Below are 14715 nucleotides of genomic sequence, written 5' to 3' on the forward strand. Positions count from 1 at the left end.
AGCCGGACAGCCTCCACCTTGAACTCGGCGGTGAAGCTGCGGCGCTTCCTTCTCTGCTTCGTATCCGTGGACATCCCTGGACCCCTTCATCACATCTCGGGTGTCCACGGAACTGGGGCAGACTCACCAAGCTAGTTTGCAGAAAACGAGCGACCCAGTGGTTCGCGACTTGGCAAGCGACCGCCTTGCCGAATGGTTCCTTAAATAGCTCCTAGAGATGCGTCCCAAACCGACCGCCGTCTTGAACCATGAGTAAGAACTCTCTGCGGGTACGACCAGGGTTCAAGCACTGAGTATTTGGTCCAGAGAGAATGCCATAGCACTTGAGACTTCTAGCCCCTCCGGCTCACGCCTCCAACCACTCACAACCTATTATTTCCTCAGCAGCGGCCTAGAGTTCTATTCTGGGTTGGGACGGACCCACCCAACAGGAAACAACGAAGCTTGAACGGCACCCTGCTCCCCTTAAATTTCATCCCAGGGGTCCGCAAGAAAGCCCTCCAACTTCCATACACTCGAACTAGCCAGTAGGCTCCGAATACGCGCGGCGGCAGCGCATCAACAGCACCGCCAACCTCGTGGATGGGGGAGTCATGTCGACCAAAGAGTATGAGTGGGAGCCAGGACAAACGCCACCAACTCTCCATGTACACAGCGTACGCAAACACGAAGTCCTAGAAGCCTATCTCTCGCGCTACCTCAAAATCCTAAACTCAAGACCACACATTGACACAGCAAGAATTACTCTTGTCGACGGCTTTGCCGGAGGTGGACTCTACCAACACGAAAAGACCGGCGAAATCACACTTGGCTCACCTTTCATTTTTCTCCAAGCCACTCAGAAAGCCCAAATAGAGATCAACCTCGAACGTCGGAAGCCATTCAAACTAGACGCACACTACATTTTCGTAGACTCCAATCCACAGAATCTCGAATTCCTACGCGATGCACTAAACGCTCGCGAATACGGAGCACTTCTAAAAGAAGACCGCATAAACCTCATTCGCGGCCAATTCACGGAACACGCACCAAAGATCATCAACTTCATTCAAAACAAAGGCCGAGGAGGCAGAGCCATCTTCCTTCTCGACCAATATGGCTACAAGGACGTCCCCTTCACACTTTTACAGAGAATCCTCCGGGAACTCCCTTCCGCCGAGATCGTATTAACATTCGCAATAGACGCTCTAGGCGATTTTCTGGGCGACAACGAAAGCTCACGCAAAATCATTGAACGCTTGGGAATCAAGCGTCCACTCGACCTGAACCAAATTGCTCAAACTCGCGGCACTAGCGATCGCAGGGCAATTATCCAGCGTCTCTTTTCGTCCATACTCAAGGAAGAAAGCGGCGCAGCCTATTACACACCATTCTTTATTTCTTCGAGAGAGAGCAATCGCGACTATTGGCTCATCCACCTCTCGATGCACTTGCGCGCTCGCGATGAGATGGCTTCACTGCACTGGCAGCTTAAGAATCACTTCAAGCATAATGGCGGTGCCGGCTTAGACATGTTCGGCTATCAACCAGACTTTGACCCACTCATCACTGGCCAAGCACATTTTCCTGACTTCAACTTCGACAATGACGACCGCGAACAGAGCATCAAACAACTTCGCGAACAACTCATGCGGATCGTATGGCAAAACCAAGCTGGGATATCGTTCCACGATCTACTGGCGAACACCTGCAATTCGACTCCCGCCAGCAGCGAAATCTACCGTGCCGCTCTTGGTAGTTTAATTGAAGCTGAAGAACTTTCTGTTTCGCACCCAGATGGCATTCGCCGACAGAAGGGCTCAAGCATCGAAAAGGTGGATCTTATCCGCCCTAGGCCCAAGCAACTCATGATGTTCTAGAACAGAAGTGCGCAAGACGACTAGGTTGCGCAGAAGGCGCCCCTGCACTAGCGTTCAGGAATCGAGTGGAACCGACATGTCCGAGCACAGCGAGATCGAGTGGACGGACGCTACGTGGAATCCCGTGCGAGGGTGCACGAAGATTTCCCCCGGCTGTAAGCACTGCTACGCCGAGACTTTTGCGGAACGCTTCCGCGGGGTCTCCGGCCATCCCTACGAGCAGGGGTTCGATCTACGCCTAGTGCCCGAAAAGCTCGCCGAGCCTCTGCGGTGGAAAACTCCGCGGATGATCTTCGTAAACTCGATGAGCGACCTGTTCCACGAACGTGTGGACGACGACTACATCATCGACGTCGCCCAAATCATGGGACTCGCCACTTGGCACACCTTTCAAGTGCTTACCAAGCGATCACGCCGAATGCGGGACCTTCTCTCTGGCCCACTTCAGTTTGCCGCCAAATTGCCCAACATTTGGTGGGGAGTCAGTGTTGAGGACCGTCGCTTCGGACTCCCGCGTATCGCGCATCTGAGTGAAGCTCCGGCCGTCACCCGCTTTCTCTCTATCGAGCCTTTGCTAGAGGATCTGGGCTCCCTAGACCTCGGGAATGTTCATTGGGTAATTGCTGGTGGGGAGAGTGGGCCAGGAGCTCGGCCTGTACAGAAAAGCTGGGTGACTTCGATCCGAGATCAATGTGACCAAGCAGGAGTGCCCTTCTTTTTCAAGCAGTGGGGCGGAATCCAGAAGAGCCGCGCGGGCAGGGAGTTGGATGATCGCACCTACAATGAACTCCCAGCTCCCAGGAAGAAAGCAGTAGTGCCGCATGAGGCACGTCGCTTAACGCTCCTTGCTCAGGCAGAAGATTTGTCCCTTCGGTGGCAAGCAACTTCACCAGCAAGGACGCAAGTCCCCGTCCGCCACTCGCGAGTCCTTCTCCGGCAAGGCCGGGTGTTCTCCTCTAAAGCCCCGTAGGTGCAGCGTCATAGAGAGCGGGCTTCAACGCCCCCTCGCCCTCCGGACAGGCGGGGCCGTCGGGCGTTTGACGCGAGAGGACGACACGGTGAAGAGCGCTTGCCGCAATGCTGGTGACGGCTCCGTCGGTTGCGTACATTGCGCCCCGTTCGACCCGGGTTCGCGCGGTCCCCCTCCCTCTCGGCAACCGAAGAGGCGGGCGCCCGTGGGCGGCTCGGGGTGCGGGCACGCACGGAGGGTCCGGCCATGGAGAAGGTGCTCAACTACATCGGTGGGGAGCTGTTGCCCGCCCGCGGTGGCCAGTGGCTGGACAAGCCGGAGCCCGCGACGGGGAAGACGTACGCCCAGGTGCCGGACTCGGACGCCACCGACATCCAGCACTCGGTGGAGGCCGCCAGGCGCGCCTTCCCATCCTGGTCCGCCACGCCCGCCGCCGAGCGCTCCCGCCTGATTCGCCGTCTGGCCGACGCCATCCGGGAGCGGCTGGCCGACTTCGCCCGCGCGGAGTCCATCGACTCCGGCAAGCCGCTGTCCGTGGCGGCGAACGTGGACATCCCGCGCAGCATCCTCAACTTCGAGTTCTTCGCGGACGCGGTGACTCAGTTCGCAAGCGAGGCGCACGCCACCGACGGCGTGGCGCTCAACTACACGCTGCGCTCGCCCCTGGGCGTGGTGGGCTGCATCTCCCCGTGGAACCTGCCGCTCTATCTGCTGACGTGGAAGCTGGCGCCCGCGCTGGCCATCGGCAACTGCGTGGTGGCCAAGCCCTCCGAAGTCACGCCGATGACGGCGTATCTGCTGTCCCAGGTCTGCCGCGAGGTCGGCCTGCCGCCCGGAGTGCTCAACGTCGTCCACGGCCTGGGGCCCAAGGTGGGCGCGGCCATGAGCCAGCATCCGGACATCGCCGCCATCTCCTTCACGGGCAGCACCCGCGTGGGCTCGGAGATTGCGCGCGTGGCGGCGCCGAACTTCAAGAAGCTGTCGCTGGAGATGGGCGGGAAGAACCCGAACGTCATCTTCGAGGACTGCGACTTCGAGGAGGCGCTGGCGACGACGGTGCGCTCGTCCTTCTCCAACCAGGGGCAGATTTGTCTCTGCGGCCCGCGCATCTTCGTGCAGCGCCCCATCTACGAGCGCTTCAAGGACGCGCTGGTGGCGCGCACGCGGGCGCTCAAGGTGGGTGACCCGCTGGAGGCCAGCACCGAGCAGGGCGCGCTGGTGTCGCAGCAGCACTTCGACAAGGTGATGGGCTACATCGACCTGGCGAAGCAGGAGGGCGGGCGCGTCCTCACGGGAGGACAGCGCGCGAGCCTGTCCGGCCGCTGCGCCGAGGGCTGGTTCGTGGAGCCTACGCTCATCGAGGGCCTGGACTCAGCGTGCCGCACGAACCAGGAGGAGATTTTCGGCCCGGTGGCCACGCTCATCCCCTTCGACAAGGAGGACGAGGTGCTCGCGTGGGCCAACTCCACGAAGTATGGCCTCGCGGCCAGCGTGTGGACGAAGGACGTGACGCGGGCGCACCGCTTCGCGTCTCGGCTGCACAGCGGCATCGTCTGGGTGAACTGCTGGATGCTGCGCGACCTGCGCACGCCGTTCGGCGGGGTGAAGGACTCGGGCGTGGGACGCGAGGGCGGGTGGGAAGCGCTGCGCTTCTTCACCGAGCCGAAGAACGTGTGCATCAAGCTGTGACGCGCCGGACGGAGACACGACGTGAGCACCAGTGAGCGAGTCGATTCCCAGAAGGCCCCGGAGCCGGTGGGCCTGTATCCCCACGCACGGCGCGTGGGCAACTTGTTGTTCCTGTCGGGCGTGGGCCCGCGCGAGCGCGGGACGAAGAAGATTCCCGGCGTGGAGCTGGACGCCGAGGGCAACATCACCTCGTACGACATCGAGGCGCAGTGTCACTCGGTGTTCCGCAACGTCCGCTACATCCTGGAGGACGCGGGCTCGTCCTGGGACAAGCTGGTGGACGTCACGGTGTACCTGACGGACATGAAGAAGGATTTCCCCACCTACAACCGGCTGTGGGCGGAGTACTTCAAGGACAACCCGCCGTGCAGGACGACGCTCGAAATCAATCGGCTGCCCACGCCCATCGCCATCGAGCTCAAGTGCATCGCCACCATCGGAGACGACTGAATGGGCCGCCTGACCCCCATCAACTTCAAGAAGTGGATTGATGAGCACCGCCACCTGCTCAAGCCGCCCGTCGGCAACCAGCAGGTGTGGGCGGACCGCGAGTTCATGGTCACCGTGGTCGGCGGCCCCAACTCCCGCACGGACTTCCACATCAACGAGGGCGAGGAGTTCTTCTACCAGTTGGAGGGCACCATCAACCTGCGCGTGCTCGACGACGGCAAGCCGGTGGACATCCCCATCTCCGAGGGGGACATCTTCCTGTTGCCGCCCAAGGTGCCGCACTCGCCGCAGCGTCCCGCCGGCACGGTGGGCCTGGTGCTGGAGCGCCGCCGCCTGCCCGGAGAGCTGGATGGCTTCATGTGGCTGTGCCCCACGTGCGGCGAGAAGCTCTACGAGGAGTTCGTGCACGTCACGAATCTGGTGACGCAGCTGCCGCCCATCTTCGAGCACTTCTACGGCAACCCCGACAACTGTACCTGCAAGAAGTGCGGGACGAAGGTCACCAAGGAAGGGCCGAAGCGTTGAAGGTCGACATCCACACGCACCTGTTGCCGGAGAAGATGCCGCGCTTCGCGGAGCGCTATGGCTACGGCGGCTTCATCACGCTGGACCACCACCAGCCGTGCCGCGCGCGGATGCTGCGCGACGACGGGAAGTTCTTCCGCGAGGTGGAGAGCAACTGCTGGGACCCGGTGAAGCGCATCGAGGAGTGCGACTCGGCGGGCGTCCACGTGCAGGTGATTTCCACCGTGCCGGTGATGTTCAGCTACTGGACGCAGCCGGAGCACGGGCTGGACCTGTCGCGCTTCCTGAATGACCACGTCGCCTCCGTCGTGCGTGAGCACCCCAAGCGCTTCGTGGGTCTGGGCACGGTGCCGCTGCAGTCGCCGGAGCTGGCGATTCGCGAGTTGGAGCGGTGCGTGAAGGAGCTGGGGCTTTCGGGCGTGCAGATTGGCAGCCACGTCAACGACTGGAACCTCTCCGACGAGAAGCTGTTCCCCTTCTTCGAGGCCGCGAGCGAGCTGGGCGCGTCCATCTTCGTCCACCCGTGGGACATGATGGGCGAGGCGAAGATGCAGAAGTACTGGCTGCCGTGGCTGGTGGGCATGCCCGCGGAGGTGTCGCTGGCCATGTGCTCGCTCATCTTCGGCGGCGTGCTGGAGCGTTTGCCCAGGCTGCGCTTCGCCTTCGCGCACGGCGGCGGCTCGTTCCCCGGGACGCTGGGGCGAATCGAGCACGGCTTCGAGGCACGTCCGGACCTGGTGGCCGTGGACAACAAGGTGCCGCCGCGCGAGTACCTGGGCCGCTTCTGGGTGGACTCGCTGGTGCATGACGCGGAGACGCTGCGCTTCATCGTCAAGCTGTTTGGCGCGGACAAGGTGGCGCTGGGCAGTGACTATCCGTTCCCCCTGGGCGAGCTGCGCCCGGGAACTCTCATCGAATCGATGAGCGAGCTGACGCCCGACGCGCGCGAACAGCTGCTCTGGAAGAACGCCCTGGCATGGCTGGGGCGCTCCCGCGAGGACTTCGCACCATGACGACGACGCTTCCCTACGAGGACTCCGAGGACTTCGCGCGCCGCGCCGACGCGGAGGATGCGCTGCGCTCCTTCCGCGACGCGTTCCTCTTCCCTCCCGGCCCGGACGGCAAGCCGGTGGTGTACCTGGCGGGCAACTCGCTGGGGCTCCAGCCGCGCAACGCCGCGCGCTACGTGCAGGAGGAGCTGGAGGACTGGGCGAAGCTGGGCGTGGAGGGGCACCACCAGGGGCGACACCCGTGGCTGCACTACCACGAGCTCGTCACCGAGCAGGCCGCGCGGCTGGTGGGCGCGAAGCCGCAGGAAGTGGTGGTGATGAACACCCTCACGGTGAACCTGCACTTGATGATGGTGTCGTTCTACCGACCCACGCGCGAGCGGTTCAAAATCCTCGTCGAGGGTGGCGCGTTTCCGTCGGACCAGTACGCGGTGGCATCGCAGGCGCGCTTCCACGGGTATGACCCGCGCGAGGCGGTGCTGGAGCTGAAGCCGCGACTTGGCGAGGAGACGCTGCGCACCGAGGACATCCTGGCCACGCTGGACCAGCACGGGCACGAGGTGGCGCTCGTGTTGCTCGGCAGCGTGAACTACCTCACGGGCCAGGCGTTCGACCTGGCGGCGATTACGCGCACGGCGCACGCGAAGGGCTGCCTCGTCGGGTTCGACCTGGCGCACGGCGCGGGCAACTTGAAGTTGTCGCTGCATGACGACGGGCCGGACTTCGCGGTGTGGTGCTCGTACAAGTACCTCAATGGCGGCCCGGGGAGCCTGGGTGGGGTGTTCATCCACGAGCGGCACTCGCGCTCGCGAGACATCCCCCGCTTCGAGGGCTGGTGGGGGCACGACAAGACGACGCGCTTCCAGATGGGGCCCGACTTCGACCCGATTCCGGGCGCGGAGGGGTGGCAGTTGTCCAACCCGCCCATCCTCCAGCTCGCGGCGCTGCGCGCGTCGTTCGAGCTGTTCGACAAGGCGGGCATGGAGGCGCTGCGCGCGAAGAGCGAGCGGCTCACGGGGTATCTGGAGTTCCTGTTGGACAAGCTGCCGCCGTCCTTCGTGCGCATCACCACGCCGAGGGACCCCAAGCAGCGCGGCGCGCAGCTCTCCTTGCGGTTCAAGGGCGAACCGCAGGGGATGCTCAAGCGCCTGTCGGATGCGGGCATCATCTGCGACTTCCGCAAGCCGGACATCATCCGCGCGGCGCCCGCGCCGCTGTACAACTCCTTCACCGACGTCTACCGCTTCGTGAAGACGCTGGAGGTCCATGCCCGTGGGTGAGCGGAACGAAGCCGTCACCGTGGTGGGCGCGGGCCTCGTGGGTTCGCTGCTCTCCGTGTTCCTGGCGCGCCGGGGCCACTCCGTGGAGGTGCTGGAGCGCCGTCCGGACATGCGTCGGGAGGTCATCGACGCGGGCCGCTCCATCAACCTCGCCATCTCCACGCGCGGCCTGTACTCGCTGCGACAGGTGGGGTTGGAGGAGGAGGCGTTGAAGCACGCCATCCCCATGCGCGGGCGGATGATTCACCCGCCGAAGGGGGCGCTGGCGTATCAGCCATACGGCAAGGACGACTCGCAGCACATCAACTCGCTGTCGCGGGCATGGCTGAACAAGTTCCTGATGTCGGCGGCGGAGGCCACCGGCCGCGTCAACATCCGCTTCAAACAGCGGGTGACGCAGGCGGACCTGGCGAAGGGCTCGCTCACGGTGGTGGACGAGGCCACGGGGCAGGAACGCCAGGAAGAAGGCCGGGTGTTGTTCGGCACGGACGGCTCCGGTTCAGCGGTGCGGCAGGCCATGGAGCAGGTGCCGGGCTTCGCGGCGACGCAGGAGCAGCTCGGGCACGGCTACAAGGAGCTGACGATTCCGGCGGGCGCGGGTGGCGCGTTCCAGATGGAGAAGCACGCGCTGCACATCTGGCCGCGCGGCACGTACATGTTGATTGGGCTGCCTAATGAAGACGGCAGCTTCACGTGCACGTTGTTCCTGCCGTGGAAGGGCCCGGTGAGCTTCGAGTCACTGGACACGCCCGCGCGGCTGGAGGCGTTCTTCGAGGAGCAGTTCCCGGACGCGAAGGCGCTCATCCCGGATTTGACGGAGGCGTTCTTCGCGCGGCCCACGGGCAGCATGGTGACGGTGAAGTGCGCGCCCTGGCGCGTGGGTGACCAGGCGCTGGTGCTGGGTGACGCGGCGCACGCCATCGTCCCGTTCTTCGGTCAGGGGATGAACTGCGGCTTCGAGGACTGCACGGTGCTGGATGGGCTGCTGGAGCAGCACGGCACGTGGGCGGAGGTGTTCGGGACGTTGGAGCGGCTGCGCAAGACGAACGCGGATGCCATCGCCGACATGGCGGTGGAGAACTTCGTGGAGATGCGCGACAGCACGGGCAGCCCGCGCTTCCTGTTGGAGAAGGCGGTGGAGAAGGCGCTGCTCAATGCCTTTCCGGGCGAGTTCGTCAGTCGTTACTCGATGGTGAGCTTCAGCCGGGTGCCGTACCGGCTGGCCTATGAAGTGGGGGCGATTGCCGGTGGCATCGTCTCCGAGCTGTCCGAGGGGCTGACGCGCGCCGAGGACGTGGACCTGGGGCGGGCGAAGCAGCTCATCCAGGAGCGGCTGGTGCCATTCATGAAGGAGCACGCGGATGGATTTCGGACTCAAGGGTAGGCGCGCGCTCGTCATGGGCGCATCGGCGGGGCTGGGCTACGCGACGGCGCAGGCGCTGGTGAAGGAGGGCGCCACGGTGGCCATCTGCTCACGCGGTGGAGACAAGCTGGAGCGCGCGGCGAAGGAGCTGGGCGCGGCGCTCGCGGTGCCGTGTGATTTGAATCAGCCGGGCGCGGCGAAGCAACTGGTGGACGAGGTGGTCGCGAAGCTGGGCGGCCTGGACGTGCTCGTGGTGAACACGGGCGGGCCTCCGGCGGGAGGCTTCGAGTCACTGACGGCGGAGCAGTGGCAGCTCGGCTTCCAGAGCCTGTGGATGGCGGCAGTGGACGGCATCCAGGCGTCGCTGCCAGGGATGAAGGAGCGCAAGTGGGGCCGCATCGTCCTGGTGACGTCGCTGGCCGCGCGCGAGGCGATGCCCAACCTCACCATCTCCAACGGCTTGCGCGCCGGGTTGCTTGGTTTGGTGAAGACGGTGAGCAATGAAGTCGCGCAGTACGGCGTCACGTTGAACGCGGTGCTGCCGGGCTTCCACGCGACGGAGCGGATGACGCAGCTGGGTCTCACGGACGAGAAGGTGGCGCCGCAGATTCCCGCGAGGCGACTGGGACGGCCGGAGGAACTGGCTTCGTTGGTGGCGTTCCTGTCTTCCGAGCAGGCCTCGTACATCACCGGCCAGTCCATCGTCGTCGATGGTGGCGCGCAGCGCGGGTTCTGACCGTCACCGAGGCGCGGAGTTCCCTGATGGGCTCCGCGCTTCACCCTCGTTCGGCGCTGGCTCTGAAATCTCCGACACTTGGATGCCGGTGTCGCCCAGCGATTGGAGCACGGCGACGAAGCGCTCGCTCGCGATGATGTGACCTGGACCGGGGCGGAAGCGGAACACGTCCGCATCGGGGAGAGTCGCCGCGTCGAGCCACCAGCGAGCGGGCACCAGCGTCATCTCCTGGGAGCCACACACCGGGCAAGGTTCGCCGACTGGCATGGAACGGCATTCGACCGCGTAATCCCCCGCCACGAGCAACTCCAGTTCCAGCAACGGGGGTACGTCCGGGGCCATCTTCAATGCGGTCGACACGGGCTTGATTCCTCGAAGCCGCGCTTCCGACAGCGCCTCAACCGCCGCTGGCTGGACGAAGAGGTTCCACGGCGCATCCATCGCAATCGCAGGAGGCCGTCCCCTCACCTGCCCGGCTAGAGGGCCCATTCCCGCCCCCGGCCTCACGAGAGCTCCGTCGGGCATGAATGGAAGCACGAGGTCACGGAGCCGGATGTATTCCGACCAGGGCTCCTGCCGAGCCTTCACGAACTCGCGCTGCTCGGGCAGCGTGGACAGGTCCACGCTCGGATAGTTGAGGGAGATGGTCGCCCACTCCGCGAAGCATTTGCCGCAAGCCGCCCCTGGGAGCCCCCACTTTCGCCTGGCGCTGATGGTCCACTGCCGGTGATTCACCTCCCGGTCGATGGCGTTCCTCAGCGTGTAGTAGCGCATCAGCGACTCACTCCCTGCAGCACCTGCTCCAACTTGCCGAGCTGCTGCCAGTAGGACATGGGCATTCCGACCAGACGATATTTCTGGATCATGTAGCCCGCATGCTCGAAGTGCCTCCGCTTCGCGTCCCTCGGCGACAGGCTCGCTCCCTCGAGCCGGAGGATGTGGTCTTCCCAATCGGCGTTCCACGGAGCACCTGATTCACCGCGATGAATCTCCTTGTGCCGCTTCACATCGATGGCGATGGCGTACTCGTGGATGTTGATGCCCTGCTGAGCGAAGTAGGACTCGAATGCCCGGGGAAAGATGTGATGCTTCTCCTTCGGGACTTTCTCCCACTCCTCATACGCCTTCCTGATCTGCTTCTGGCTCGGAAGTTCCTCCGGGCGTTCCCAGCGGATGACGAATACCGCCTCCCGTCCAGGGAGTACCTGCGGAGCGCCCCAAAGACGCTGGGGCGAGGAGCTGGCACCTGTCATCGATGGAGCGGTAGCGCCTCGCAGAGCGACTGGCGCTGATGCCACGTCCTCGCACCGATACCCGCCGCAGACATTTCCCGCGCACGCGATGGTGACACAGCCCGTGTCGTTATCGGCCGCCCCCGCGCAATCCTCGGCGGAGTCAGCCTCTCGCGGCAGCGTGATGGTTTCCGTGCTCGCGATTTCCGACGTCGTCGAACAGCCAAGGAGCACGGCCCACAACAGAGCAACCCACCACGCGCGAATCGTTACCATCGAGCCCCCAGATATGAGCCCCCGCATGATACGCCTCGCGTGAGCACCGGAGCCGCTGGTGATCGGCTCATTCCCTGAACCTTATGGCTGGTCCAGGGAATGAGCCGAGCGAGCCGCGTGAAGCCGGCTACGCCTCCCGAGCCAGCAGCGCATCCAGCGCGCGGTAGCTCTCGTTGAGGCCCCCTTCCATACCCGAGGACGCCATGCCGTCGCGCTCCTCCGTCGTGTAGAAGAGCGACGTCGCCACCAGCTTCGTGCGCCCGTCACCCAGGTCCTCGAGCGTCGTCGTGTTCAGGATGACGTAACCCGGCATCCCATCCCACTCGAAGGTCTGCACCATCCGCTCGGGCGGCGAGACTTCGCGGAACCGTCCCTCGAAGCCGTGGGCACCGTCCTCGGCGTGCTCGACGAAACGCCAGTGTCCGCCGCGTTCGACTTCCAGCCGCTCGACGACGAGCTTGTTGCCACGGCCCCACCACTGCGCCACCTGCTTCGGGTCCGTCATCGCTCGCCAGACCCGCTCGCGCGAGGCATTGAAGATGCGCTCGGAGCGAATCTCCCGGTCGGACGGCTGCGTGACAACGGCATCCCTGGTCGTCTGCTGCAAAGACATGCTCATGACTCCTCCTCATCCTTCGTTCGCGCGAGGAACTCGCCCAGGCTGTCCAGCCGGGCGTCCAACATCCGCCGATAGCCGGCGATCCACGCCGCCTCTTCCTCCAGGCGCCGCGGTCCCAATTTGCAGGTCCTCACCCGCCCCACCTTCTCGGTGGAGACCAGCCCCGCCTCTTCCAGCACGTGCACGTGCTTCTTCATGCCCGTGAGGGTCATGTCGAAGGACCCAGCCAGCTCGCTGATGGACGCCTCGCCACGTCCCAGCCGCTCCAGCACGCCCCGACGCGTGGCATCCGCCAACGCTCCGAAGGCCAAATCGAGCCGCGAATCAAACTGAACCATATGGTTCAGTGATAATCAAGCTCGCTGTCGAGTGCAAGTGCTCCACGACGAAACGTGCGCGCGGCTGCGCCAGGACAGCGGCTCGTGTGTCCGCGCGCCGGGAAACCTGCCGGACGCGATGCGCGACATGAGGGAGCACTCCCAAGCGGGTACGTCTCGGGACACCCGGGCATCCGATGCCCCGACTCCTTGGTGGGTGCCTTCACGCAAAGTACGGTCCTCGACAGTTCCCGCCCTGGAGTCCCCCGTCATGGTCTCGCGTCGCTTGGTTGTTCCCGTGGTGTCGCTCGGCCTGGCCGCGCTCGTGGTGGTGCTCGCGATGAACCAGGACCGAGGAACATCGGGCCCGGAGCCCCGACCCGACGTGACCTCCACGCCACCACCGGCGGCCTGCCCTCCTGGCTTCCGCCCCTTCACCCTGACGAACCAGGCGAGCCAGACGGTGTGGCTCGGGCAGACAGCGGGCGCCGCACCGCCGCCCTTCTCCTGCACCGACGACACGGACTGTGGTCCGAATCAGCAGTGCAACAACCCGGGCTGTACCAGCACCGCCGACTGCAACGCCGGCAACATGTGTGACACCACCACGGGTCAGTGCATGGTGGCGCCCGGCACCCAGTGCAACGGCAGCGCGCCCATCGTCACCGTCACCCTTCCCTCCATGCAGTGCACGGGAGCCATGCAGGTGGCGGCATGCGCTGACTGCGGCCCGGAGGGCTGCGACTCCGCCACGGGCCTGTGCAACTGCGCGACGGGCGGCCAGGGCGTGTGCCCCACGGGGACGACGTGCGCCAACACCGTGCAGGAGTGCAGCCTCGCCAACGGGGGCACCTGCTACTTCCAACAGGTCGTCCCCGGTGAGAATCAGGCCTGCGGCACGGGCAACACCACCTGCCCGACGGGACAGACGTGCGACGTGGCACTGGGCCTGTGCCAGTACCCGCGCACGGATGGTGGAGTGCCCCTGGATGCGCTGGAGCTGACGCCCCAGGAGACGGCCACGCTGTGCATGCCGTCCTCGCTTCCTCCCGCCTACGCCAATCTCCAGCCCCAGATGACGGCGTGCACCCAGGACTCGCAATGCCAGAGCAACCGCTGCCTGCAGGCCAACGGACCCGACATCACCACCAAGGACTGCTCCCAGGATGCGGGCTCGACCAACTGCCTGTGCCGTTCCGTCGTCGGATGGAGCGGCGGCATCTTCGGACGCACGGGGTGCCAGCCCGACGGAACGAAGTGCCAGAGCGCGGACTGCGGCAACGGACCCGGACTGCCATGCCCGCTCGGCAAGGGCGGCACCAACCCGTTCGCCGCCGCGGAGTTCACCCTCCAGCCCAACGCCTCCGACTTCTACGACGTCACCGTCATCAACGGAGCGAACGTCAGCATCCAGATGGGGCCCACGAATGACGGCGGCTTCGCGCCCACGTCCCTGCCTTCGCCCTACAACTGTGGAACCGCGGGCTCACGCAGCGCCCAGAGCACTCCCGACGCGGGGACGCTGGAGGCATGCTCGTGGCAATTCACCCCCGACACGACGGCGGGGCTCCCCGCCGACTACTCCACCCTGCTGCGCGCCATCGTCCTGCCGGCGTGCGGCACGAACACCGACTGCGGAGCGGGCGCCACCTGCACCAGCGGCGTGTGCCAGCCCACGCTGACGAAGTGCGCCCTCACCGAGCCGTACTGCGCGGGCAACGCGGTGTGCAGCAACCCCAACAACCCCGACGCCGGCTATTGCAGCACCTGCGCGTCGAACAGCGACTGCGCGGGCCTGGATGATGGGGGCACGCCGACCTGCGGCACGGCCTTCCTCCCGGGCGTCGACACCATGACGCCGCTCATCCAGACGTGTGGCCAGTCCATCGGCTGGTGGTCCTATGAGGACTTCTGCGCGGCGATGTCTTCGTTCAGCTACGGCCCGCTGAACTGCTCGCAGGTGATGACCGCGGGCACGGTGACGGACACGCTGAACAACCTCTTCCAGTGCGCGGGGAACTTCGGCCAGTCCTGCTACAACTCCAGCGCGGGCAACACCCCCGCCTGCTGCGGCTGCGCGACGTTCCCCGGCAATCCCGCGGGCAGCTTCTGGCCCACCACGCTGGAGGCGGGCAACAACCCGAACCAGCAGAACCAGGGGCAGTGCATCAACAACAACACCGCGTGGGCGCAGAACGTCCAGCCGTGGCTCGCGTTCCTCAAGAAGGCCTGCCCCACCGCGTACACGTATGCGTATGACGACGCGACGAGCACCTTCACGTGCATGACGGCGGGCGCCGGAGGCCCGGACGGCGGGACTCCCAACTCGGTGGGCTACGGCATCGTCTTCGGTGACGTGAACTAGCACACGAGGCCGGGCACGCTCCCC

The 14715-nt window shown here is 64.9% G+C and carries 14 protein-coding genes; 10 read left to right on the plus strand and 4 right to left on the minus strand.

Annotation, left to right across the window (positions count from 1 at the left end):
- The first annotated feature begins 593 nt into the window (after window positions 1–593).
- The 9 genes from G4D83_RS03480 (at window position 594) to G4D83_RS03520 (ending at window position 9882) form a co-directional block, all read left to right on the plus strand.
- Complete coding sequence (locus tag G4D83_RS03480; RefSeq protein WP_163862814.1) at window positions 594–1859, plus strand: three-Cys-motif partner protein TcmP; 1266 nt, start codon at window positions 594–596, stop codon at window positions 1857–1859.
- A 76-nt stretch (window positions 1860–1935) separates the two neighbouring features.
- Entirely contained in the window at window positions 1936–2829 is an 894-nt protein-coding gene (locus G4D83_RS03485) for a DUF5131 family protein (RefSeq protein ID WP_163862815.1), read from the plus strand.
- Between the two features lie 246 nt (window positions 2830–3075).
- Window positions 3076–4518, plus strand: a complete 1443-nt coding sequence (locus G4D83_RS03490; RefSeq protein WP_163862817.1) for an aldehyde dehydrogenase — start codon at window positions 3076–3078, stop codon at window positions 4516–4518.
- Window positions 4519–4539: 21 nt separating this feature from the next.
- On the plus strand, window positions 4540–4968 hold the full coding sequence (locus tag G4D83_RS03495) for a RidA family protein (protein WP_163862819.1): 429 nt from the start codon (window positions 4540–4542) through the stop codon (window positions 4966–4968).
- Entirely contained in the window at window positions 4969–5493 is a 525-nt protein-coding gene (gene nbaC / locus G4D83_RS03500) for a 3-hydroxyanthranilate 3,4-dioxygenase (RefSeq protein WP_141645128.1), read from the plus strand.
- Entirely contained in the window at window positions 5490–6506 is a 1017-nt protein-coding gene (locus tag G4D83_RS03505; protein WP_163862821.1) for an amidohydrolase family protein, read from the plus strand. Before nbaC ends, G4D83_RS03505 begins: the two co-directional genes overlap by 4 nt.
- Entirely contained in the window at window positions 6503–7783 is a 1281-nt protein-coding gene (kynU, locus tag G4D83_RS03510; RefSeq protein WP_163862823.1) for a kynureninase, read from the plus strand. The genes G4D83_RS03505 and kynU overlap by 4 nt, the downstream gene beginning before the upstream one ends.
- Window positions 7770–9167 (plus strand): FAD-dependent oxidoreductase, encoded by a 1398-nt coding sequence (locus tag G4D83_RS03515; RefSeq protein ID WP_420826616.1) that lies wholly within the window; start codon window positions 7770–7772, stop codon window positions 9165–9167. Before kynU ends, G4D83_RS03515 begins: the two co-directional genes overlap by 14 nt.
- Window positions 9145–9882 carry an SDR family oxidoreductase gene (locus G4D83_RS03520; protein ID WP_163862827.1) on the plus strand — a complete coding sequence of 246 codons (738 nt, stop codon included), beginning with the start codon at window positions 9145–9147 and terminating at the stop codon, window positions 9880–9882. The genes G4D83_RS03515 and G4D83_RS03520 overlap by 23 nt, the downstream gene beginning before the upstream one ends.
- Window positions 9883–9885: 3 nt before the next feature.
- On the opposite strand, the gene sitI6 is transcribed toward G4D83_RS03520, so the two are convergent.
- The 4 genes from sitI6 to G4D83_RS03540 form a co-directional block, all read right to left on the minus strand.
- Complete coding sequence (gene sitI6, locus G4D83_RS03525; protein ID WP_163862829.1) at window positions 9886–10656, minus strand: SitI6 family double-CXXCG motif immunity protein; 771 nt, start codon at window positions 10654–10656, stop codon at window positions 9886–9888.
- Window positions 10656–11390 (minus strand): SitA6 family polymorphic toxin lipoprotein, encoded by a 735-nt coding sequence (sitA6, locus tag G4D83_RS03530; protein WP_163862831.1) that lies wholly within the window; start codon window positions 11388–11390, stop codon window positions 10656–10658. The genes sitI6 and sitA6 overlap by 1 nt, the downstream gene beginning before the upstream one ends.
- 127 nt (window positions 11391–11517) lie before the next feature.
- Window positions 11518–12009: an SRPBCC family protein gene (locus G4D83_RS03535; protein WP_240356133.1), complete on the minus strand. Its 492-nt coding sequence runs from the start codon at window positions 12007–12009 to the stop codon at window positions 11518–11520.
- Window positions 12006–12347: an ArsR/SmtB family transcription factor gene (locus G4D83_RS03540; RefSeq protein WP_163862833.1), complete on the minus strand. Its 342-nt coding sequence runs from the start codon at window positions 12345–12347 to the stop codon at window positions 12006–12008. Before G4D83_RS03540 ends, G4D83_RS03535 begins: the two co-directional genes overlap by 4 nt.
- 250 nt (window positions 12348–12597) lie before the next feature.
- On the opposite strand from G4D83_RS03540, the gene G4D83_RS03545 reads away from it, so the two are divergent.
- Complete coding sequence (locus G4D83_RS03545) at window positions 12598–14691, plus strand: thaumatin family protein (protein WP_163862835.1); 2094 nt, start codon at window positions 12598–12600, stop codon at window positions 14689–14691.
- The last annotated feature ends 24 nt before the right edge of the window (window positions 14692–14715 follow it).

The organism is Myxococcus eversor (assembly GCF_010894455.1).
Classification (GTDB): domain Bacteria; phylum Myxococcota; class Myxococcia; order Myxococcales; family Myxococcaceae; genus Myxococcus; species Myxococcus eversor.